The sequence below is a fragment of the Actinosynnema sp. ALI-1.44 genome, assembly GCF_001984155.1.
GTDB lineage: Bacteria > Actinomycetota > Actinomycetes > Mycobacteriales > Pseudonocardiaceae > Kibdelosporangium.
Genome location: NZ_MTQO01000054.1, coordinates 596,626 through 616,763, shown reverse-complemented (window position 1 = coordinate 616,763; position 20,138 = coordinate 596,626). Strand labels below are relative to the sequence as shown.

The 20,138-nt window shown below is 67.9% G+C and carries 20 protein-coding genes; 6 read left to right on the top strand and 14 right to left on the bottom strand.

Going from position 1 to position 20,138, the window contains the following annotated elements:
- Positions 1 to 320 precede the first annotated feature (320 nt).
- The 5 genes from ALI144C_RS49810 to ALI144C_RS49790 are packed head-to-tail and all read right to left on the bottom strand — an operon-like array spanning position 321 to position 5,105.
- Complete coding sequence (locus tag ALI144C_RS49810; protein ID WP_237774686.1) at positions 321 to 857, bottom strand: HD domain-containing protein; 537 nt, start codon at positions 855 to 857, stop codon at positions 321 to 323.
- Entirely contained in the window at positions 854 to 1,861 is a 1,008-nt protein-coding gene (gene dmpG, locus ALI144C_RS49805; RefSeq protein ID WP_076994283.1) for a 4-hydroxy-2-oxovalerate aldolase, read from the bottom strand. The genes ALI144C_RS49810 and dmpG overlap by 4 nt, the downstream gene beginning before the upstream one ends.
- Positions 1,815 to 2,729 (bottom strand): acetaldehyde dehydrogenase (acetylating), encoded by a 915-nt coding sequence (locus tag ALI144C_RS49800; protein ID WP_076994282.1) that lies wholly within the window; start codon positions 2,727 to 2,729, stop codon positions 1,815 to 1,817. The genes dmpG and ALI144C_RS49800 overlap by 47 nt, the downstream gene beginning before the upstream one ends.
- Positions 2,729 to 3,511 (bottom strand): 2-keto-4-pentenoate hydratase, encoded by a 783-nt coding sequence (locus tag ALI144C_RS49795; protein WP_076994281.1) that lies wholly within the window; start codon positions 3,509 to 3,511, stop codon positions 2,729 to 2,731. Before ALI144C_RS49795 ends, ALI144C_RS49800 begins: the two co-directional genes overlap by 1 nt.
- Complete coding sequence (locus ALI144C_RS49790; RefSeq protein ID WP_076994280.1) at positions 3,498 to 5,105, bottom strand: FAD-binding protein; 1,608 nt, start codon at positions 5,103 to 5,105, stop codon at positions 3,498 to 3,500. Before ALI144C_RS49790 ends, ALI144C_RS49795 begins: the two co-directional genes overlap by 14 nt.
- Before the next feature lie 97 nt (positions 5,106 to 5,202).
- Here ALI144C_RS49790 and kstD point away from each other — a divergent pair, with 97 nt between their 5' ends.
- Genes kstD through ALI144C_RS49765 form a run of 5 tightly spaced genes read left to right on the top strand, consistent with a single transcriptional unit; the run spans position 5,203 to position 10,150 of the window.
- The gene (gene kstD, locus ALI144C_RS49785) at positions 5,203 to 6,876 is read left to right on the top strand and encodes a 3-oxosteroid 1-dehydrogenase (RefSeq protein WP_076994279.1); all 1,674 of its coding nucleotides are present in this window, start codon (positions 5,203 to 5,205) and stop codon (positions 6,874 to 6,876) included.
- Positions 6,873 to 8,021: a Rieske 2Fe-2S domain-containing protein gene (locus ALI144C_RS49780; RefSeq protein ID WP_076994278.1), complete on the top strand. Its 1,149-nt coding sequence runs from the start codon at positions 6,873 to 6,875 to the stop codon at positions 8,019 to 8,021. Before kstD ends, ALI144C_RS49780 begins: the two co-directional genes overlap by 4 nt.
- A complete protein-coding gene (locus tag ALI144C_RS49775) occupies positions 8,021 to 8,311 on the top strand; it encodes a hypothetical protein (RefSeq protein WP_076994277.1) in 291 nt (96 codons plus the stop codon). The genes ALI144C_RS49780 and ALI144C_RS49775 overlap by 1 nt, the downstream gene beginning before the upstream one ends.
- A complete protein-coding gene (locus tag ALI144C_RS49770) occupies positions 8,304 to 9,290 on the top strand; it encodes a ferredoxin--NADP reductase (protein WP_076994276.1) in 987 nt (328 codons plus the stop codon). Before ALI144C_RS49775 ends, ALI144C_RS49770 begins: the two co-directional genes overlap by 8 nt.
- Positions 9,291 to 9,298: 8 nt before the next feature.
- The gene (locus ALI144C_RS49765; protein ID WP_076994275.1) at positions 9,299 to 10,150 is read left to right on the top strand and encodes a MaoC/PaaZ C-terminal domain-containing protein; all 852 of its coding nucleotides are present in this window, start codon (positions 9,299 to 9,301) and stop codon (positions 10,148 to 10,150) included.
- Here the strand turns inward: ALI144C_RS49765 and ALI144C_RS49760 are convergent.
- From ALI144C_RS49760 to ALI144C_RS49730, 7 genes are read right to left on the bottom strand one after another with little or no spacing between them, the layout of a single operon-like run.
- The gene (locus tag ALI144C_RS49760; RefSeq protein WP_237774685.1) at positions 10,137 to 10,871 is read right to left on the bottom strand and encodes a L,D-transpeptidase family protein; all 735 of its coding nucleotides are present in this window, start codon (positions 10,869 to 10,871) and stop codon (positions 10,137 to 10,139) included. The two genes, ALI144C_RS49765 and ALI144C_RS49760, sit on opposite strands and share 14 nt — an antisense overlap.
- Before the next feature lie 21 nt (positions 10,872 to 10,892).
- Positions 10,893 to 12,056: a lipid-transfer protein gene (locus tag ALI144C_RS49755; protein WP_076994274.1), complete on the bottom strand. Its 1,164-nt coding sequence runs from the start codon at positions 12,054 to 12,056 to the stop codon at positions 10,893 to 10,895.
- Positions 12,053 to 12,421, bottom strand: a complete 369-nt coding sequence (locus ALI144C_RS49750) for a MaoC family dehydratase (RefSeq protein WP_076994273.1) — start codon at positions 12,419 to 12,421, stop codon at positions 12,053 to 12,055. Before ALI144C_RS49750 ends, ALI144C_RS49755 begins: the two co-directional genes overlap by 4 nt.
- The gene (locus tag ALI144C_RS49745; RefSeq protein WP_076994272.1) at positions 12,418 to 13,290 is read right to left on the bottom strand and encodes a bifunctional MaoC family dehydratase N-terminal/OB-fold nucleic acid binding domain-containing protein; all 873 of its coding nucleotides are present in this window, start codon (positions 13,288 to 13,290) and stop codon (positions 12,418 to 12,420) included. Before ALI144C_RS49745 ends, ALI144C_RS49750 begins: the two co-directional genes overlap by 4 nt.
- Positions 13,287 to 14,399 carry an acyl-CoA dehydrogenase family protein gene (locus tag ALI144C_RS49740; RefSeq protein WP_076994271.1) on the bottom strand — a complete coding sequence of 371 codons (1,113 nt, stop codon included), beginning with the start codon at positions 14,397 to 14,399 and terminating at the stop codon, positions 13,287 to 13,289. The genes ALI144C_RS49745 and ALI144C_RS49740 overlap by 4 nt, the downstream gene beginning before the upstream one ends.
- Positions 14,390 to 15,352, bottom strand: a complete 963-nt coding sequence (locus tag ALI144C_RS49735) for an acyl-CoA dehydrogenase family protein (RefSeq protein WP_076994860.1) — start codon at positions 15,350 to 15,352, stop codon at positions 14,390 to 14,392. The genes ALI144C_RS49740 and ALI144C_RS49735 overlap by 10 nt, the downstream gene beginning before the upstream one ends.
- Before the next feature lie 9 nt (positions 15,353 to 15,361).
- Positions 15,362 to 17,341: an acyl-CoA dehydrogenase gene (locus tag ALI144C_RS49730; RefSeq protein ID WP_083754076.1), complete on the bottom strand. Its 1,980-nt coding sequence runs from the start codon at positions 17,339 to 17,341 to the stop codon at positions 15,362 to 15,364.
- A 117-nt stretch (positions 17,342 to 17,458) separates the two neighbouring features.
- On the opposite strand from ALI144C_RS49730, the gene kstR reads away from it, so the two are divergent.
- The gene (gene kstR, locus ALI144C_RS49725; RefSeq protein WP_076994270.1) at positions 17,459 to 18,070 is read left to right on the top strand and encodes a cholesterol catabolism transcriptional regulator KstR; all 612 of its coding nucleotides are present in this window, start codon (positions 17,459 to 17,461) and stop codon (positions 18,068 to 18,070) included.
- A gap of 59 nt (positions 18,071 to 18,129) precedes the next feature.
- Here the strand turns inward: kstR and ALI144C_RS49720 are convergent, their stop codons facing one another.
- Positions 18,130 to 19,290 carry an acyl-CoA dehydrogenase family protein gene (locus ALI144C_RS49720; protein ID WP_076994858.1) on the bottom strand — a complete coding sequence of 387 codons (1,161 nt, stop codon included), beginning with the start codon at positions 19,288 to 19,290 and terminating at the stop codon, positions 18,130 to 18,132.
- 16 nt (positions 19,291 to 19,306) lie between these two features.
- Positions 19,307 to 20,068: a 3-oxoacyl-ACP reductase FabG gene (gene fabG / locus ALI144C_RS49715; RefSeq protein ID WP_076994269.1), complete on the bottom strand. Its 762-nt coding sequence runs from the start codon at positions 20,066 to 20,068 to the stop codon at positions 19,307 to 19,309.
- Positions 20,069 to 20,138 lie beyond the last annotated feature (70 nt).

Sequence of the window (20,138 nt, the reverse complement as noted above, 5' to 3'; positions counted from 1 at the left end):
TGTCCCCTGCCCGTCGACCTGCCCAAGGGAACCACGAACAGTCAAGAGGTCCGTACGGCTGTCGCCGGGCTCGCGAGAAAGTAGGCGGACCTCCTGACAGTCCGCGGTTGGCTTCGCCCAGGCCGACGGGCAGGAGACACCCCCGAAGCCCACCTCTGCGCATGCGCGCGAGCCGCGCACCTTGTCGTTCGCCGCTTGCCGATCAGGGTTGGGCTGCACCTGTGCACGATCTGCCTAGGACTCTGCGCATGCGTGTGCGTCCTACGGTTCGTTGAGTTCGATCGCTCCCGGTCGCGCATCGGCCCGTCCTGGTTTGGCGTCTAGGAGCTCTGGTACGCGATCCGCCAGTCGGCGTCCGTGGCGATCCGGTCGAGGACTTCGTCCAAGGCCATGAACACTTCCCACGGCTCGCCTTGCAGCCGCTGCACCACGAGGTTCTCCAGGTCAGGGACGCGCTTGGCCTTCCAGATCTTGTCGGCGAGGCTGACCAGCAGGTCTTCCAGTTCGATGCCGGGTTCGGTCCAGGCCGCGTGCGTCCTGGCGAACCTGGCCAGCCGCTCCGCCACGCCGTGCTCGATCAACAACTCGTACCCGGCCGGTTCGTGCTGGGAACCTGGTCCGGAGAGCTCAGCGGGATACAGCACCTTGCCGATGTCGTGCGTCGCGGCGCCGAACTGGACGGCTTCCCTGTCCACGGCGACGGCCGGGTAGCGGACTTCGAGCCAGTCCAGCAGGTGACACGCCACATCGTGGACAACGCGAAGATGCGCCGTCAGTCGTGACGGCGCATCCACCGACGCCAACAAGGCAGCCGCCCGGTCCGGCAGCGGCACCATTCCGCGTTTGAGCGAGCTCACTCGGCCAGCGTAGCCGCGAGGTTGATGGCGATGTCGGCCAGTTGGTCCTCCTGGCCGCCGACGAGCTTGCGTTTCCCTGCCTGGACAAGGATTTCCGCGCCGGAGACACCGTAGCGCTCCGCCTGCCGGTACGCGTGCTTGAGGAAGCTGGAGTAGACACCCGCGTAGCCCATCAGCAGGGCCATCCGGTCCAGTTTGCACTCCTCGGGCATCGCGGGCAGCACCACGTCCTCGGCCGCGTCGACGATCTTGAAGAAGTCGATGCCGGTTTCGATCCCGAGCTTGTCGCACACACCGACCAGCGCCTCGGTCGCCGTGTTGCCCGCGCCCGCGCCGAACCGGCGGGCGCTGCCGTCGATCTGCCGTGCCCCGGCGCGGATCGCGACGATCGAGTTGGCCACCGACAAACCGAGGTTCTCGTGCCCGTGGAACCCGACTTCGGCGTCGTCGCCCAGTTCCTCGATCAACGCGGTGACCCGGTCGCTGACCTGTTCGAGCACCAGGGCACCCGCGGAATCCACGACGTAGACGCACTGACACCCGGCGTCGGCCATGATCCGGCCCTGTTTGGCGATCACCTCGGGCGGCTGGGAGTGGGCCATCATCAGGAACCCGACGGTTTCCAGGCCTCGTTCGCGTGCCAGGCCGAAGTGCTGAACCGCGATGTCAGCCTCGGTGCAGTGCGTGGCGATCCGGCAGATCGACGCGCCGTTGTCCTGCGCCACCAGGATGTCGTCCTTCACGCCGACGCCGGGCAGCATCAGGAACGCGATCTTCGCGCGCTTGGCCGTCCTCGCGGCGGCGCTGATCAGCTCCTGCTCCGGGGTCTTGCTGAAGCCGTAGGTGAAAGACGAACCGCCGAGCCCGTCGCCGTGGGTCACCTCGATGACCGGCACGCCCGCGTCATCCAACGCGGCCACAATGGACGTCACTTCGGCAGGAGTGAACTGGTGGCGCTTATGGTGCGAGCCGTCCCGCAGCGACGTGTCCGTGATCCTGAGCATGGGCAATCCTTTCACCGACACGAACGGCAGCAGCGGTCATGATGTCCAGGTTTCCCGCATAGGGCGGCAGGAAGTCACCCGCACCCTCCACTTCGACGAAGACCGTCACGCGAGCGGGTGCGTTGCCCTCGGCCGGGTCGAACTGCGGCTCGTTGAGCAACCGGTAGCCGGGCACGTACGACGCCACATCGGCCACCATGGACGTGACGGACGCGGCGATCGCGGCATGGTCGGCGTCGTCGGGGATGGCGCAGATGATGGTGTCGCGCATGATCATCGGCGGGTCGGCGGGGTTCAGCACGATGATGGCCTTGCCGCGTTCGGCGCCGCCGATCACCTCGATCCCCCGGCTCGTCGTCCGGGTGAACTCGTCGATGTTCGCCCTCGTCCCCGGGCCCGCCGAGACGGACGCCACCGACGCGACGATCTCGGCGTAGGCAACGGGGACCACGCGTGACACGGACGCCACGATCGGGATCGTGGCCTGGCCGCCGCACGTGATCAGGTTGACGTTCGACGCGTCGATGTGTTCGTCGAGGTTGACCGGCGGGATGACGTACGGCCCGATCGCGGCCGGCGTCAGGTCGATCGCTTTGATCCCGGCTTCCTCGTAGCGCGGCGCGTTCGCGCGGTGGACGTACGCCGAGGTCGCCTCGAAGACCAGCTTCGGCGGATTGGCGCTGGACAGCAGCGTGTCCACACCGTCCGCTGTGGTCTCGAGGCCGAGCGACGCGGCGCGTTTGAGACCCTCGCTGTCCGGGTCGATCCCCACCATCCACACAGGATCGATCACCGGACTGCGCTTGAGCTTGTACAACAGGTCGGTCCCGATGTTGCCGGAACCGACGATCGCGGCAGGTACACCCATCAGACACCCCCGAACGTCAACGAGACATCACCAAGCCCGGAGAACTCGGCACGGAACGAATCACCAGGCCGCGCGTCGATCGCCCGTGTGCACGAACCGGGCAGCACGATGTGACCGGCTTCCAACCGGACGCCGAAGCTCGCGACCTTGCCCGCGAGCCACGCCACCGCGGTCACCGGGTTGCCGAGCACGGCGTCCGACCGCCCCTTGGCGACCTCTTCGCCGTTGCGCCACAACACCGCGTCGATCGCCCGGACATCCACATCGGACGGCCGGACACGCGCGGCACCCAGCACGAAGCCCGCTGAGGAAGCGTTGTCCGCGATGGTGTCCGGCAGGCTGATCTTCCAGTCGACGATCCGGCTGTCGATCAGCTCGATCGCGGGCGCGAGGAACTCCGTGGCCCGCAGCACGTCTTCTTCCGTGCAGCCCTCGCCGGGCAGGTCGGCACCGAGCACGAACCCGACTTCGACCTCGACGCGGGGGTAGCAGTACCGCCCGGTGTCCACGTCGGCGTCCTCGGCCAGGGCCATGTCGTCGAGCAGATGGCCGTAGTCCGGTTCGTCCACGCCCATCATCTGCTGCATCGCCTCGGACGACAGGCCGACCTTGTGGCCGAGCACCGGCCGTGCTCTGCGCCGGATGTTGTGCAATTGGATCTCGTACGAGTCCACCGCGTCGATGTCCGGGTAGTCCAGAACAAGCGGCCGGATCGGCGACCGATCGCGTTCGGCCTCGTACAGCCGGTCCGCCGCGTCGATGCGTTGGTCAGCCGTGAGCACTGGTTCTCCTTACACTCGCACTGTTGCCCGCTCTCCGGCCGGAGAACACGCAGTCGGCCAGCGACAGTCCGCTGACGTAGGAGTTCGAGCAGATCCCGACGGCGGTGCGGCCCGCGGCGTACAGGCCTTCGACGGCCGTGCCGTCGTCCCGGCGGACCGCGCCGGTGTCCTCGTCGACGACGAGCCCGCCGAGCGTGAGCATCGGGCACGGATAGCCGAGGCTGGGTTTGATCGAGATGTCCAGCAGCGAGTACGGCGGCGAGTCCAGCGCCCGCACGAACTCGGCTGGTTTGCCCGCCGGGTCGGGTTTTCCGGCCAGCGCGGCGGCGTTGTGCGCCTCGACGGTCGCGAGGAGCCCGGCCGGGTCGACGCCTGCCTTGCGGGCGACCTCTTCCACGGTGGCCCCGCTGACGCGCTCCCGTCCCAGCAGGAACTTGGTCTGCAACCGGTGGAACCACACGGTCTGCGAGCGCAACTGCTTGCGCACCTCGGCGACCAACGCGCTGTCCACGAACAGCCAGCCCCGCGAGCTGTGCCGGGTGACCATGTCGTGCCCCAGGGCCGCGCCGTACCGGGACTCGTCACCGATGCGCTCGCCAGCCTCCGACACGGCGAGACTGCCGAGGAACGCACTGGGCGGGCTGATGAACCGCCACGCGGACACCCGGTCCAAATGCGCGGTCGCGCCACCTGCCTCGGTACCCATCAGGATCCCGGTGCCGTCGTCGGCCACGGTGCCCAGGGCCAGGCCACGCCGGTAGTCGGGAGCGTGCTCGCGCATCATCTCGCGGTTGGCCACGAACCCACCCGCTGCCAGGACCACGCCACGCCGGGCCTCGACCCGCAACGGCTTTCCGTAACGGTGTTCCAGTCGTTTGACCCGCCGGTTCAGCGCCCGACGCAGGAACGGTACATACAACCCCGGCTTGGCCGCGTACTTGCCGTACACCCGATGTCGATAGGCGGCCCACCCGCTGAGCTGGGAACACTCAACACCGACAACCCGCCCGCCCTCGGTGACCAGGCGACGCGCGAAGGTTTGCGTCCGGACTCGCGCGCCCCTGGTCGCGGCCTCCGCGAGCCGGGCGAAGAACACCTTTCCCGAGGTCCCCTTGCCCTTGGTCCGATGCCCCCGGGCGGCGGGTGGCGCGGCGTCACGGAATCCGCCCGCCGACTCGCTGCCGGAGTAGTACAGGTAGTGCTTGTTGCTCGGGTAGGACGTCTTGTACGGGCAGAGGCTGGCGTCGAACGGCACGCCCTGCTTCTCCAGCCAGGCGATCATGTCCACGCTGGAGTCGACGAACCCGCGCAGGGTCCGCTCGGCCACCACATCGCCGGTCTCCAGTCGCAGGTACTTCAGCATCGCGTCCGGAGTGTCCGGAATGCCCGCTGCGGTCTGCTGCGGGGTGCCGCCGCCCGCGTAGACGACGCCACCGGACATCGCGGTCGCGCCGCCGCCGGTGAACCGGTCAAGCACCAGCACATCGGCTCCCGCGCCTGCCGCCTCGATCGCCGCACACGCTCCGGCCGCGCCGAAGCCGACGATCACGACGTCGGCACTGTCGTCCCAGTCTGGTGAAACACGTTTCTGCACGCTCAGACCTCGCCTCAGGGTGCTCGAATCTGGAGACACCATAGCGCCTTGACGGCCATTTCTATAACCTGTTCTAGTATTGGCCGTGGAGGTGGAGATGACCGAGCCAGCCGAGTTCGACCTCGTTGTCGTCGGCAGCGGGGCAGCCGGGATGACCGCCGCGCTCGCCGCCGCCCGCAACGGGCTGAGCACCGTGGTGCTGGAGAAGGCGCCGACCTACGGCGGCTCGACGGCCCGGTCGGGCGGCGGTGTCTGGATCCCCAACAACCGGGTGATCCTGAACTCCGGCGTGCCCGACACGCCCGAAGCGGCAGGCGCGTACCTCGACCACATCGTCGGGGACGTCGTACCAGCCGACCTGAAGCGGACCGTGCTGGCGCACGGCCCGGAGATGCTCGACTTCGTCCTGGCCAACACGCCGCTGGAGTTCAAGTGGGTGAAGGGCTACTCGGACTACTACCCCGAGGCGCCCGGCGGGATGCCGGGCGGCCGGTCGATCGAGCCGAAGCCGATGCCCGCGAGCCTGATCGGGGCCCACCTGGCCACGCTGAACCGGCCGTACCTGGCCTCGCCGATGGACGTCGCGGTGACCCAGGCCGACTACCGCTGGCTCAACCTGGTCCGCAGGCACCCCCGAGGCGTGCTGCGCGCGCTCCGGGTCGGCGCCCGTGGTTTCACGGCCAAGGTCCGCAACCGCAGACTGCTCGCGATGGGTCAGGCACTGGCTGGCGGCCTGCGGGCCGGACTGGCCAAGGCCGATGTCCCGGTGTGGCTGGAAACCGCGCTCGTGGACCTGGAGACCAAGGGCGACCGGGTCACCGGTGTCCGGGTCCGCCAAGGCGGCACGGAGTTCGTCGTCTCGGCGCGGCACGGCGTGCTGCTGGCGTCCGGCGGCTTCGAGCGCAGCGAGCAGTTGCGTAAGAAGTACCAGCGCGAACCGATCGGCACACAGTGGACGGTCGGTGCGCTGGAGAACACCGGCGACGGCATCGAAGCGGGTCTGCGACTCGGTGCGGCGGTGGACCTGATGGACGACGCCTGGTGGGGCCCGTCGATCTTGCTCAGCGGTGGACCGTACTTCTGCCTGGCCGAGCGGACGTTGCCCGGCTGCCTCATGGTCAACGCCGAAGGCAAGCGGTTCGTCAACGAGGCAGCGCCCTATGTGGACGCGGTGCACGCCATGTACGGCGACGGAGACGGACCGGCCAAGAACTTCCCGACCTGGCTGATCGCCGACCAGCGCTACCGCAACAGGTACATGTTCGCCGGGTTGTACCCGGGGCAGCCGTTCCCCGGCCGCTGGTACAAGGCGGGCGCGGTGGTCAAGGCGTCGACGCTGCGGGAACTCGCCGAACAGATCGACGTGTCCCCCGACGGCCTGACCGACACCGTGCAGCGGTTCAACGGCTTCGCGCGGACCGGGAAGGACGAGGAGTTCCGGCGCGGCGAGTCCACATACGACAAGTACTACGGAGACCCGCGCAACCGCCCCAATCCGTGCCTCGCCCCGCTGGAAGTCGCGCCGTTCTACGCGGTCCGGATCGTGCCGGGCGACCTGGGCACCAAGGGCGGGCTGCGGACCGACTCGACAGCACGTGTCCTGCGTGAGGACGGATCGATCATCGAAGGCCTGTACGCGGCGGGCAACGCCAGCGCGGCCGTGATGGGCCGAACCTACGCGGGTCCGGGCGCGACCATCGGCCCCGCTATGACATTCGGGTACCTGGCCGCACTCGACATTGCGGTACACCGCAAGGGGAGCAAGCGATGACTGGTGACGAGATCCGGACCATCGACGTCGGCACGGAGCCGACCAGGTTCGCCAGGGGCTGGCACTGCATCGGCCTGGCACAGCACTTCAAGGACGGCAAGCCGCACGCGATCGAGGCGTTCGGCACCAAACTCGTGGTGTTCCAGGGCGAGGACGGCGAGCTCAACGTGCTCGACGCCTACTGCAGGCACATGGGCGGCGACCTGAGCCAGGGCACGGTCAAGGGCGCCAACATCGCGTGCCCGTTCCACGACTGGCGTTGGTCCGGCAAGGGCCGATGCGTGGAGATCCCGTACGCCAAGCGGGTTCCGTTACGAGCGCGGACAAGGGCGTGGACCACTCTTGAGCAGAACGGCCAACTGCTGATCTGGCACGACCCGCAGGGCAACCCGCCGCCGGAGAGCGTCTCGATCCCGCGGGTGCCGGGTGCCTACGAGGACGGCTGGAGCAACTGGACGTGGGACACGATCCGGATCGAGGGCTCCCACTGCCGCGAGATCATCGACAACATGGTCGACATGGCCCACTTCTACTACATCCACTTCGCGTTCCCGACCTACTTCAAGAACATCTTCGACGGGCACATCGCCACCCAGTACCTCAACTCCCGCGGCCGTCCCGACGTGGCCCCGAACGGCAAGCAGAACACCGGCAACTACGCCGGTGAGGACAACCTGCTGCGCTCGGAGGCGTCGTACTACGGCCCGTCCTACATGATCAACTACCTGTGGAACGACTACAAGGGCATCGAGGTCGAGACCGTCCTGATCAACTGCCACTACCCGATCACGCACAACTCGTTCATGCTGCAGTACGGGCTGATCGTCAAGAAGCTGCCCGGACTCGACGACGAGATGGCCGACAAGGTGGCCGGCAAGTTCGCCAAGAGCTTCAAGGTCGGCTTCCTGCAGGACGTGGAGATCTGGAAGAACAAGACCAGGATCGACAACCCGCTGCTGTGCGAGGAGGACGGCCCGGTCTACCAGTTGCGCCGCTGGTACGAGCAGTTCTACGTCGACGTCGAGGAAGTCAGCGACGACATGACACGGCGGTTCGAGTTCGAAGTGGACACGACGAAGGCCAACGAGGCGTGGGAACGCGAGGTCGCGGAGAACCTCGCGCGCCGCAAGGAAGCCGGTGTGTGATGTGGGCGAAGGCACCGGTCGCCGACGTCTCGGCGCAGACCACCGCCGACAGGCGCGGGTTCCTCGCCGACGGGCTGCGGCCGGTGGAGTGCACGGCGTGCGGGACGTGCGTGCTGGTCAAGAAGAGCAGCCAGCACCACACGAGCATCCAGTGGCAGACGTCGACCGACAGCTGCCCGGAGTACGCCGCGCAGAACAAGCCGTCCGCGTTGCTCGACACGTGCTCGAAGTTGCGCGCGAGCATCGAATCCCTTGTCGCCGAAGGTCTGCTCGAGGTCCCCGATGGCTGAGTACCAGCAGGTCACGGTCGCGGAGGTGATCCAGGAGACGGCGGACGCGGTCTCGGTGGTGTTCGACGCGGAGTTCGACTACCGGCCTGGCCAGTTCCTCACCCTGCGGTGCGGCCCGGTCGCCCGGTGCTACTCGCTGTCGAGTTCGCCGCACGCGGACGACCGTCCCCAGGTGACGATCAAGCGGATCCCGGACGGCTACGGATCGGCGTGGGTGTGCGACAACGTCCGCGCCGGGACCGTGCTGGACATCCTGCCACCAGCGGGGATCTTCACGCCGAGTTCGTTGGACGACAACCTGCTGCTGTTCGCTGGCGGCAGCGGGATCACGCCGGTGATCTCGATCATCAAGTCCGCGCTGTCGAAAGGCAGCGGCCGGGTGGTCCTGGTGTACGCCAACCGGGACGAGTCCTCGGTGATCTTCGCGTCCGCACTGCGAGAGCTGGCCGACGAGCACCCCGACCGGTTCATGGTCATCCATTGGCTGGAGTCGTTGCAGGGCCTGCCGACGCCGCGCCACCTCACCGCGCTGCGGCCGTTCACCGGGTTCCAGTCGTTCCTGTGTGGACCGACACCGTTCATGGACGTGGTCTCGCAGGCGTTGCGTTCGATGGGCGTACCACGCGACCGGATCCACGTCGAACGGTTCATCTCGTTGTCCGGCAACCCGTTCGAGGAAACCGTCGAAGAACCGGCCGAGGGCGACGAAGCGACGGTCGAGGTGGAACTCGACGACGAACAGCACACCCTGCAGTGGCCGCGCAACAAGAAGCTGCTGGACCTGCTGCTGGAGAAGGGCATCAAGGCGCCGTACTCGTGCCGGGAGGGCGCGTGCAGCGCGTGCGCCTGCCGGATCGAGCAGGGCGAGGTGAAGATGCTGCAGAACGAGATCCTCGACCAGGAGGACCTGGACGAGGGTATCGTGCTGGCTTGCCAGTCGCTGCCGGTCACCGACACCGTCAAGATCACGTACAGCTGAGGAGTGCCATGCCCATCGACCCGTCGGTCGCGATCGGCGCACTGGTCGGCGAGACCACGTTCTCGTGGACTCAGCCCGATGTCATGCTGTACCACCTGGCGCTGGGTGCCGGGGCGGATCCGATGTCCGATGTGGAGCTGCGGTACACCACCGAGCAGGACCTGCACGTGCTGCCGACGTTCGGCGTGATCGCGCCGAACCTCCGGCAGACCGAGGCGCCCAAGGTGTCCTTTCCCGGTGTGGAGATCGACTTGGCGAAGGTGTTGCACGGCCAGCAGGAGATCACCGTGCACCGGCCGTTGCCCAGCGCGGCGACGGCCACGGTCCGCACGCAGATCACCGACGTGTTCGACAAGGGCAAAGCGGCCGTGATCGTCCAGGAGTCGACGGCCGTCGACACCGCCGGTGAGCCGTTGTACACCACGAGGTCCAGCATCTTCGCGCGTGGCGAGGGCGGTTTCGGCGGTTCCCGTGGGCCGTCGACCTCGATCGACCTGCCGGACCGCGAGCCGGACTTCGTGCTGGACACGCCGACGCTCCCCCAGCAGGCGCTGCTCTACCGGCTGTGCGGCGATCGCAACCCCTTGCACTCCGATCCGCGGTTCGCCGCGGCGGCCGGGTTCCCCAAGCCGATCCTGCACGGGCTGTGCACGTACGGAATGGTCTGCAAGGCCGTGACCGACGGGATCCTGGGCGGTGACGTCAGTCAGGTCGCCGGGTTCGCCACGCGGTTCGCCGGTGTCGTCTTCCCCGGTGAGACGCTGCGCAGCCGGGTGTGGCAGGAGGACAAGCGGTTGCTCGTGACGTGTTCGGCCGGTGACCGCCCGGTGCTCACGGACACCGTGCTCACCCTATGTTGATCGCGGGTTTCTTCGCCGGGTCCAGCCAGCGCATGATCTTGTCGAGTTCGGCCGCGTCGACCGAGACGCAGCCCGCGGTCGGCTTGCCCGCCGAGACGTGCAGGAAGAACGCCGAACCGGCGCCCGGCCTGACGGGGTCGCGGTTGTAGTCGATCACGACCGCGTGGTTGTAAACGGCACCCGCGGTGATCAGGCGTTCACCCGCGCGTTCGTTGAACGGACATTTGCCCACCGCACACCGGAAGTGTTTGTTGTACTCGCGTGCCGCGGTGTCGCTGACCCACCAGTCCTGCTCGTCGACCTTGAAGTACGGCAGGCGGGTGCCGTTGTTCGGCGCGATGCCGAACGACTCGGTCAGTCCGAAAACACCTGTCGGCGTGCGGGAAATCCCTTCCTGCGTCGCTCCCATTCCAGCCGTGCCGACAAACGCGTTCAGCGGGCCGATCTCACGCTTCCACTCGCCGTTCACGAGCGACCACGCACTGAGTTTGGCCGTTGTCGCGGAGTGATCCGGCGCCGACACCGTGATCATCTGTTCCATATCGCCGTTGTGCGGCAGGAAACCCGATGCCGCGCCCGGTTTGACCATCGCGACCAGTGTGAGCTCGTGCTCGTCCACCACCGGCTTTCCGGTCCTGCTTGCTGTCGGCGCGAAAGCCGGGATGGCGGCGACGCCGAGCAAGGCAAGGACGAACACGAACGGCAGGGCGATGCGACGCACCGGGCCAGACTAGTAGATCGGTCACCGGCTGACTATCAGTCCGCTCGTCGGCACCCCGGTTCCCGCGGTGACCAGGACAGGCCCGTCGACCTGGTTGTACGACGTGCCACGAATCTGCCTGACCGCTTCGGCGATGCCATTCATCCCATGTATATAGGCTTCACCGAGTTGCCCGCCGTGCGTGTTCACCGGCAGCCGCCCGCCGATTTCGATCGCGCCGTCGGCGATGAAATCGCGTGCCTCACCGGGTCGGCAGAAACCGAGTTCTTCCAGCTGGACCAGAACGAACGGGGTGAAGTGGTCGTACAGCACGGCGACCGAGATGTCGTCGGGCCGCAGCCCCGACTGGGCCCACAACTGGTCCCCGACCACACGCATCTCGGGCAGTCCGAGCAGATCGTCCCGGTAGTACGACGTCATCACGAACTGGTCCGAACCACTACCCTGTGCCGCCGCGGCGATCACAGCCGGTGGATGGGGCAGGTCGCGGGCGCGCTCGACGCTCGTCACCACCAACGCGACACCGCCGTCGCTTTCCTGGCAGCAGTCGAGCAGGTGCAATGGTTCGACCACCCAGCGTGACGCCTGGTGGTCGGCCAGCGTGATGGGCTTGCCGTGGAACCACGCGTTCGGGTTGACTGCGGCGTGCCTGCGGTCGGCCACCGCCACCCGGCCGAAATCCTCCGACGTCGCACCGTAGACGTGCTGGTAGCGGCGGGCGAACATGGCGACGTCGGCGGCGGGCGTGCCCAGTCCCATGGGGTACGACCACGACGCGTCGATCCCGTTCGTGGTCGGCGCGGACGCCACGGCCGCGGACACCCGTCCGAACCGGTGGCCGGACCGCTCGTTGAACGCGCGGTAGCAGACCACGACATCGGCGACGCCCGTCGCGACCGCCATCGCCGCCTGCTGCACGGTCGCACACGCCGCGCCGCCGCCGAAGTTGATCCGGCTGAAGAAGCTCAACCGCGGTACACCCAGTTCCCGCGCGACCGCGATCTCCGAGTTCGAGTCCATCGTGAACGTGACCAGACCGTCCACATCGGATGGTTCGAGGCCCGCGTCGGCCAGTGCCGACCTGACCGCCTCGACGGCCAGCCGCAGTTCCGTGCGACCCGACTGCTTGGAGAACTCCGTCGCCCCGATCCCGGCGATCGCGGCCGCGCCGGACAGTGTCCTCATGGCGCGCTCACCCGGACCGTTCCGGTCACGTGATCACCGAGTGAACACTTGCCGACCACGTCGACCACGGTGTCCGGCCCGTCGGGCTTCGCCGTGCCGGAGAAGACCAACGTGTCGCCCGCGTAGCACGGGACACCGAGCCGGATGGACACGTTGCGCACCAACGCGCGCGGACCGGCCCAGTCGGTGACGAACCGCTGCACCAGCCCGGTCGTGGTGAGGATGTTGAGGAAGATGTCCTTCGACCCGCGGGCGACGGCCGCGTCCCTGTCGTGGTGCACGTCCTGGAAGTCGCGGGTGGCCAGTGCCGTGCTGACCACGAACGTCGCGGTCGTGTCGATGGCGAGTTCCGGCAGCTCGGTCATGGCACCGCCCGCCAGACCGGCAGGGTGAGGTCACTGTCCACTCGCGACCAGTCGACGGTGACCGGCTGGCCGATCCGGACGTCGTCCGGGGACACGTCGAGCAGCTCACCCAGCATTCGCACGCCTTCCTCGAGTTCCACCAGCGCGATCACGATGGGCAAGCGTTTGCCCGGCACCGGCGGATGGTGGTGCACCACATAGCTGAAGATCTCGCCACGGCCACAAGACACCACGTAGTCCGGCGTCCCGCTGCCGCAACGCGGGCAGAACGGCCCCGGCGGGTGCCGTAGCGCCTGGCAGTCCGGGCATCGCTGGACCCGCAGCTCGCGTGCGGCCGTTCCCGCCCAGAAGAACTCGGTGTCCTGGTTGACCAGCGGGCGGATCACCGATCCGGTCGGCTCCGGCGGCTTGAACTTCAGGACGCGGAACATCATCTCGGCGACCGGCTCGTCGTCCACGTACCACGTGCTCAACGTGGTCACGAACCACCCCTCGCCCAACGCGGTCCGTTTGGGACCAACCACATCGGACAACCGGGTGGTCACGGCCAGCTGCTCACCGGGTCGCAGGTACCGGTGATAGGTCTGTTCGCAGTTGGTGGCGACGACCGAGGTGTATCCGGCGTCGTCGAGCACCTTGGTCATCGCCCCCAGCGGGTCGTCGTCGTCACGGACGCCGTTGAGGCCGTACATCGTCCAGACCTGGACCATCGCGGGCGGGGCGAGCTCCGGGTACACGGGGTTGCGGTCGCCCAGCGCCTCCGTCCAGTTGTTGATCATCGGCTCGTTGACCGGATCCCTGGCCAGGCGCGGTTTGCTCTCGCCGAGCTCCTTGAGCCGGGCGGCCTCGGCTTCGATCGCAGCGTTCATCGGGGCACCCTCGGCAGTTTCAGACCGGCGGTGGCGATGAGCTCGCGCTGGATCTCGTTCACACCACCGCCGAACGTCAGGACCAGGTTCCGTTTCGCCTGCACGTCCAGCCACCGCACCAGCTCGGCGGTCCGCGGATCGGCGGGATCGCCGTACCTGCCGACGATCTCCTCCATCAGCCGCCCGATCCGCTGCGTCCGGTCGGAGGAGAAGACCTTGGTCACGGAGGCGTCGGCGACGTCCAGTTCGGACGACGCGACCTGGCCGTTGAGCAGCTCGTTGACCTCGACCACCGCACGGGTCTCGGCCAGTGCTCGTCGCACGTCCGGCCGGTTGAGCAGATCGCGTTGCGCTGCCCATTCGTGGACCCGGTCGTAGAACCCGGCGATCCGGCCCGCCGGGCCGAGCATGATCCGCTCGTGGTTGAGCTGGGTGGTGATCAGCTTCCAGCCATCGTTCTCCTTGCCCACCAGCATGTCCGCCGGGACACGCACGTCGCTGTAGTAGGTGGCGTTGACGTGGTGGGCACCGTCGCACGTGATGATCGGCGTCCACGAGTAGCCGGGCGCTTTCGTGTCCAGGATCAGGATCGAGATGCCCTTGTGCCGTGGCGCCTGCGGATCGGTGCGGCAGGCCAGCCAGATGTAGTCCGCGTCGTGCGCACCGGTCGTGAAGATCTTCTGGCCGTTGACGACGTAGTCACTGCCGTCCCGGACCGCGGTGGTCCGCAACGAAGCCAGGTCGGTGCCGGACTCGGGTTCGGTGTACCCGATCGCGAAATGCACCTCCCCTGCCTCGATCTTCGGCAGGAAGTACTCCTTCTGGGCCGCCGAACCGAAGGACTTCAACGTGGGACCGACGGTCTGCAGCGTCACGTACGGCAACGGGATGTCGGCCCTGGCGGCCTCGTTGACGAAGATCTGCCGGTTCACGTCGGTCGTGTCACGCAGCCAGCCGTCGGATCCCATCCGCCGGATCAGGTCCCGGTACACCGGGCCGTGCCGGTCGACCATCATCTCGGTCCGCTGCTCCGGCGTCAGCAGGTTCTCGAAGTACGCCCGCAGTTCGGTGCGCAGCGCGTGCTGCTCCTCGGTCAGGTCTACGAACACCGCGCCCCCAATCGGTCGAGCCTCTGCTCCGCGCCGCCGACGAACCGAACGAGGTCCTTGCTCAGCGAGTAGTAGCGGTGCATCGGGTAGGTGATGTCGACGCCGATCCCGCCGTGCAGGTGGTGGCAGGTGTGCATGGCGCGCGGGAGTTCTTCGGCGAGCCAGTACGCCGCCACGTCCGTCGCCAGGCCGGCGTCCAGGCCGCTGTGCAGGCGCCAGATCGCGGACCAGACGGCCAGGTGCAGGGTCCGCGCGGCGACGTACACGTCCGCGATCTGCTGTGCCACGGCCTGGAACGCCGCCAGCGGTTTGCCGAACTGCTCGCGTGTCCGAACGTGCTCGGTGGTCAACCGCAACGCACCCGCCAGCAGTCCGTCGCCGACGGCAGCGGCTCCGGCCACGGCGAACGCCCGCAGAGTGGCCGTTTCGCCGAGCCGTTCGCCTTGCACGTCGACCAGATCGAGGGTGTACTCCGGCGTTCCGCTCGACGAATACGTCTTCGTCGTGGTCACATCGGCCGAGTCCACGATGTACACGCCGGTGTCGGCGGCCACGAGGATCGCCGTCGCGTCCTCCGCGTAGAGGACGTGGGTCTTGTGCCCGGTGAGCCGACCGTCGTGGGCTTCCACCCGGCCGTCCAGTGCCGCGGTGATCACGCCCGGTTCGCCCAGCAGGCGATCCTGCTGGTCGGCCGTTCCCATGTGGACGACGGGCAGCACGCCCAGTGCCAAGGTCGCCATCGCCGGGGTGATCACGCCTGCCCTGCCGACCTCGGACAGCACCAGGCACGTCTCGATCACGCCAAGGCCGTCACCGCCGAGCCGTTCCGGTGTGCCCAACGTCAGCAAGCCGGCCTGGCCGAGGGCTTTCCACGCCTGGTCGGGATCGCGGCGCAGCACCGCGGCGGTCAACTCGGCGATCTCGCGCTGCGTTTCGTCGAACGTGAAGTCCACGCCCACCTCCTAGCTTCTCGGTAGGCCGAGAACTCGTTCCGCGGCAAGGGTCGACAGGATCTGGGTGGTGCCACCGGCGATGCTCAGGCACCGCGTCATCAGGAACGTGTGAATCGCCCCGGCCGCGACGTCGGCCAGCGCCCCGTCCGCGCCGTACAGATCGAACGTGGCTTCCGCGACGGCTTGCCGGTGCTGGACGCCGACCAGTTTGCGGATGCTCGGGTCAGTGCCGAACTGGTCCATCAACGAGACGACCAGACCACCTGCCACCAGTTCGCCGAGCTTCTCCGGCTCCGCGCCCCGGGTTTCCGCGGTGGACAACAGCGTTTCCACCTCCGCGCCGAACGAGGAGCCGCCACCCATGGCGACCCGTTCGTTGGCGAGCGTCGTCCTCGCCAGCTTCCAGCCGTCACCCGGTTGTCCGACCACGCAGTCGTCCGGCACGAAAACGTTGTCCAGGAAGACCTCGTTGAACATGGCGTCGCCGGTGATCTCCCGCAACGGCCGAACTGTGATGCCCGCGGACCGCATGTCCACCAGGAAGTAGGTGATTCCCTTGTGCTTGGGCACATCGGAGTCCGTGCGGGCCAGGCAGATCGCCCAGTCGGCCTCCCCCGCCCGCGAGGTCCACACCTTCTGGCCGTGCAGGTGGTAGCCGCCGTCCGCTTTGACCGCACGAGTCCGGAGCGATGCCAGGTCGGAGCCTGCCTCGGGTTCGCTGAAAAGCTGGCACCAGGTGATCTCGCCGCGCAGGGTCGGCCAGACGAACCGGTCCCGTTGCTCGTCGGTGCCGTGCCGCAGGACCGTCGGCGCGGCCCACGCCCCGATCACGAGGTCCGGCCTGCTCACGCCCGCGCGGCGGAGCTCGTCGGCGATCATCAGCTGCTGCTCGGCGGACGCGTCCATGCCGTACGGCTTGGGCCATTCCGGCACGAGCAAGCCGGTTTCCGCCAGCCGGGCCCGTTGCCGGTCCTTCGGGAGCGCGGCGATGTCCGCGACGAGGTCCCTGGTCCGAGCGTCCGCTTCGGACACCGCACGGACCTGCCGCCGGGCGCCGCCGATGGCGAGTTGCGCGACTTTCCGGCGCCAATACGCGGTACCGCCGAACAAGGCCCTGAGTGCCAATGCCCGGCGCAGATAGAGGTGGGCGTCGTGCTCCCAGGTGAAGCCGATGCCACCGAGGACCTGGATGCAGTCCTTCGCCGTCCGCACAGCGGCTTCCAGTGCCACCGCGCCCGCGACCGCCGCCGCGAGCGGGTGTTCACCCGGTGCCTCGTCGGCCGCCCTTGCCGCGTCCCACGCCGCCGCTCTGGCTTCTTCGACGCGGCACACCATGCCCGCACAAAGGTGTTTCACGGCCTGGAACGAGCCGATCGGCTTGCCGAACTGTTCGCGGACTTTGGCGTATGCCACGGCTGTCGCCAGGCACCAGCCCGCGACGCCGACCGCTTCGGCCGCGGCCAGTGTCACCGCGAGGTCCTCGACACCGTCGACGTCCAGCGTGTGGCGTTGGCCGAGGTGCTCGATCTCGGACAGTGGACGGGAGAAGTCGAGCGCGTCCCGTTCCACGAGCTCGGCTTCGACGAGCGTCCAGGCGTCGTCCAACCGCGTCAGCAGATACGGTGCGTGACCGACAACGGGTGCGCCGGGTCCGAGTCCCAGCGCGACCGGGACGCCGCCCTCGGTCAGACCGGGCAGAAACTCCTGGGAAACCTGAGAATCTTTCGCACGAGCCAGCAGGACACCGGCGAGCACGGTCGGCAACACCGGACCGGGCACCAACGCCTTCGCGACGTGCTCAAGGGCCATGGCGATGTCCGCAACCGGCCCGTCGACCATCTCGAACAAGCCGAAGTGTGCGAGGTCGGCCCAGTGCTCACGCCAGTGTTTGGCGCCGTCCGCGCCACGAACCGTCGGCAGCACGTCGGCGCCTGCCGCCCACGCGGAGATCGACTCGCCGATGGCGCGCTGCTCGTCGGTGATAGACACTCCGTCATTATAGAACGTGTTTCAGTTCTGAACTCAACCCCACGAGCGAGTAGGATTCGCCGAGGCGCGGTACACTGGCAACCGAAGTGGAACAGGTTTCAGCAAGGGGACCCATCGATGACAGCCACGCCTTCCGGTGCCATCAGCGCCCTCGGCGACGACGAGCTCGGCTCGGCAGCGCAGCGCGACCGGCGCAAGCGCATCCTGGACGCGACGATCGCGTTGGCCACCAAGGGCGGCTACGACGCGGTCCAGATGCGAGCCGTCGCCGAACGGGCCGAAGTCGCACTCGGCACGCTGTACCGCTATTTCCCCTCCAAGATCCACCTGCTCGTGTCCGGGCTGGCGCGCGAGTTCGAGCGCAACCAGGAGCGGATCGAGAAAGGGAGCGTCCCCGGCGAGACCCAGTACGACCGCGTTCTGTTCGTACTGGGCAGGGTCACGCGTGCGATGCAGCGCGAACCCCACCTCACCGAGGCGATGACACGGGCGTTCATGTTCGCCGACACCTCGGCGGCCGCCGAGGTGGACCACGTCGGCAAGCTGATGGAGCGGATGTTCACCCGCGCCATGCACGAAGGCGAACCCACCGATGAGGACAAGGCGATAGCCCGCGTGGTCGGCGACGTCTGGCTGTCCAATCTGGTCGCCTGGGTGACCCGCCGCGCCTCGGCGACAGACGTGGCCACCCGCCTCGAACTCACAGTCAGGCTGCTGCTGAAGCCCTGATGTCGTGAGGTCGTGAGTGGTTAGGCCGGTTCTGACCCGGACGACCACTCACGACGAGGTCACGCCAGGGCGCCGCTGACTGAGGCGTGGCCCTTGAGGAGGTTGCGGGCTATCGTTCGGCGCTGGATCTCGTCCGTTCCCTCGTAGATCCGCAGCAGGCGCAGTTCGCGGTACCAGCGCTCGATCGGCAGTTCTCGTGTGTACCCCATGCCGCCGTGGATCTGCAGCACCCGGTCGACGATCTCGTTGGCCTTCACGCCGCCGTAGAGCTTGGCCATCGACTGGGCCTGGCGGGAGTCCATCTTCTGGTCGACCTGCCACGCCGCGTGCAGCACGAGCCAGCGCAGCGCCTCGATCTCCACGGCCGAGTCCGCGATCATCCACTGGATCGCCTGGCGCTCCGCGATCGGCAGGCCGAAGGTCTCGCGGGTCCTCGCGTAGTCGATGCCCATCTCCAGCAGACGTTCGGTCGCGCCGATCGCCCTGGCGGGCAACAGGTACCGGCCCTGGCCGATCCACCGCATGGCCAGTTCGAAGCCGCGCCCCTCCTCACCGAGGATGTTGCGGTGCGGGACGCGCACGTTGTCGAACGTCAACGCCGCCGGGCCCCACTCGCCCATCGTGTCGATCGGCTGCGACTTCCAGCCCATCTCCCGGTCGGCGAGGAAACAGGTGACCGCGCCCTTCTCCTTGTCCGTCACGGCGAAGACCATGGTGAAGTCGGCCTCGTTGCCACCGGTGATGAACGTCTTCTCGCCGTTGATGATCCAGTCGTCGCCGTCGCGCCGGGCCGAGGCGCGGATCGCGCGGGCGTCGGATCCCGCGCCGGGCTCGGTGATCGCGAAGCACGACTTGCGCTCGCCGGAGATCGTCGGCTTGAGGTACGTCTCCTTCTGCTCGTCGTTGCCGTAGAATAGGATGTTGTCCGCCGAGCCGCCGAACCGGAACTGCACGAAGGACCGGCCCAGCTCCGCTTCCAGCAGCGCCGCCATCACCGCGCCGAGGTTCATCCCGCCGTACTCCTCGGGCGTCAGCACGCCCCAGAAGCCGGATTCCTTGGCCTTCAACTGGAGTTCACGCAGTTCCGAGGCTTCCACCCCCGGGCGGCCGGACCGCTCGCGGCGCAGCACCTCCGGCTCGAGCGGCATGATCTCCTTGCGCACGAACGTCCGCACCCAGTCGCGGACCTCGCGCTGCTCTTCGGTGAGGGAGAAGTCCACCATGGTGATGCGCCTCCTAGAGCCTGCGGCCGCCGTCGACGTAGATGGTCTGGCCGGTGATGAACGATGACTCGTCGCTGACGAGGAACGCGATGGTGCTTGCGATGTCGGACGGCTGCCCGACTCGGCGCACCGGGGTGATCTCCGCACTGCGCGCGGCCAGTTCGTCGGGCGTGACGCCGACGCGCTCGGCGGTCGCGGCCGTCATCTCGGTCACGATGAAGCCGGGAGCGACCGCGTTGACGTTGATGCCGAACGGGCCGAGCTCGATCGCGAGCGTGCGGGTGAAGCCCTGCAGGCCCATCTTGGCGGTCGAGTAGTTGGCCTGGCCGCGGTTGCCGAGCGCGGACACGCTGGAGAGGCTCACGATCTTGCCGTACTTCTTGGCGACCATGTGCTTCTGCGCGGCCTTGGTGGCGAGGAACGCACCCTTGAGGTGTACCCCGATCACGGTGTCCCAGTCCTGCTCGGTCAGTTTGAACAGCAGGTTGTCCCTGGTGACTCCGGCGTTGTTGACGAGGATGTCGAGCGAGCCGAACTCGTCGACCGCGCGGTCGGCCGCCGCGGTGATCTGTTCGGCGTTGGTGACGTCCGCGCCGACGGCGATCGCACGGCCACCCGCGGCCTCGATCGCGTCGACCGTCGCCTTGCCCGCCGCCTCGTCGAGATCGAGGACGATGACCGCGGCGCCGTCCGCCGCGAGCCGCCCGGCGACAGCCGCGCCGATCCCGCGAGCCGCCCCGGTGACCAGGGCCACGCGTCCGTCCAGTGCCGCCATGCTCAGCCTCCGTAAAGCCGTAAACCGTACAGCGTTAGGTATAGTGCGAGCATAACTCTGGAGGGACGCC

Excerpts from the sequence above, each read along its gene's own strand:
- dmpG (WP_076994283.1), bottom strand. The coding sequence starts at position 1,861 with ATGCTCAGGATCACGGACACGTCGCTGCGGGACGGCTCGCACCATAAG.
- ALI144C_RS49800 (WP_076994282.1), bottom strand. The coding sequence starts at position 2,729 with ATGGGTGTACCTGCCGCGATCGTCGGTTCCGGCAACATCGGGACCGAC.
- kstD (WP_076994279.1), top strand. The coding sequence starts at position 5,203 with ATGACCGAGCCAGCCGAGTTCGACCTCGTTGTCGTCGGCAGCGGGGCA.
- ALI144C_RS49780 (WP_076994278.1), top strand. The coding sequence starts at position 6,873 with ATGACTGGTGACGAGATCCGGACCATCGACGTCGGCACGGAGCCGACC.
- ALI144C_RS49775 (WP_076994277.1), top strand. The coding sequence starts at position 8,021 with ATGTGGGCGAAGGCACCGGTCGCCGACGTCTCGGCGCAGACCACCGCC.
- ALI144C_RS49770 (WP_076994276.1), top strand. The coding sequence starts at position 8,304 with ATGGCTGAGTACCAGCAGGTCACGGTCGCGGAGGTGATCCAGGAGACG.
- ALI144C_RS49765 (WP_076994275.1), top strand. The coding sequence starts at position 9,299 with ATGCCCATCGACCCGTCGGTCGCGATCGGCGCACTGGTCGGCGAGACC.
- ALI144C_RS49755 (WP_076994274.1), bottom strand. The coding sequence starts at position 12,056 with ATGAGGACACTGTCCGGCGCGGCCGCGATCGCCGGGATCGGGGCGACG.
- ALI144C_RS49750 (WP_076994273.1), bottom strand. The coding sequence starts at position 12,421 with ATGACCGAGCTGCCGGAACTCGCCATCGACACGACCGCGACGTTCGTG.
- ALI144C_RS49745 (WP_076994272.1), bottom strand. The coding sequence starts at position 13,290 with ATGAACGCTGCGATCGAAGCCGAGGCCGCCCGGCTCAAGGAGCTCGGC.
- kstR (WP_076994270.1), top strand. The coding sequence starts at position 17,459 with ATGACAGCCACGCCTTCCGGTGCCATCAGCGCCCTCGGCGACGACGAG.
- fabG (WP_076994269.1), bottom strand. The coding sequence starts at position 20,068 with ATGGCGGCACTGGACGGACGCGTGGCCCTGGTCACCGGGGCGGCTCGC.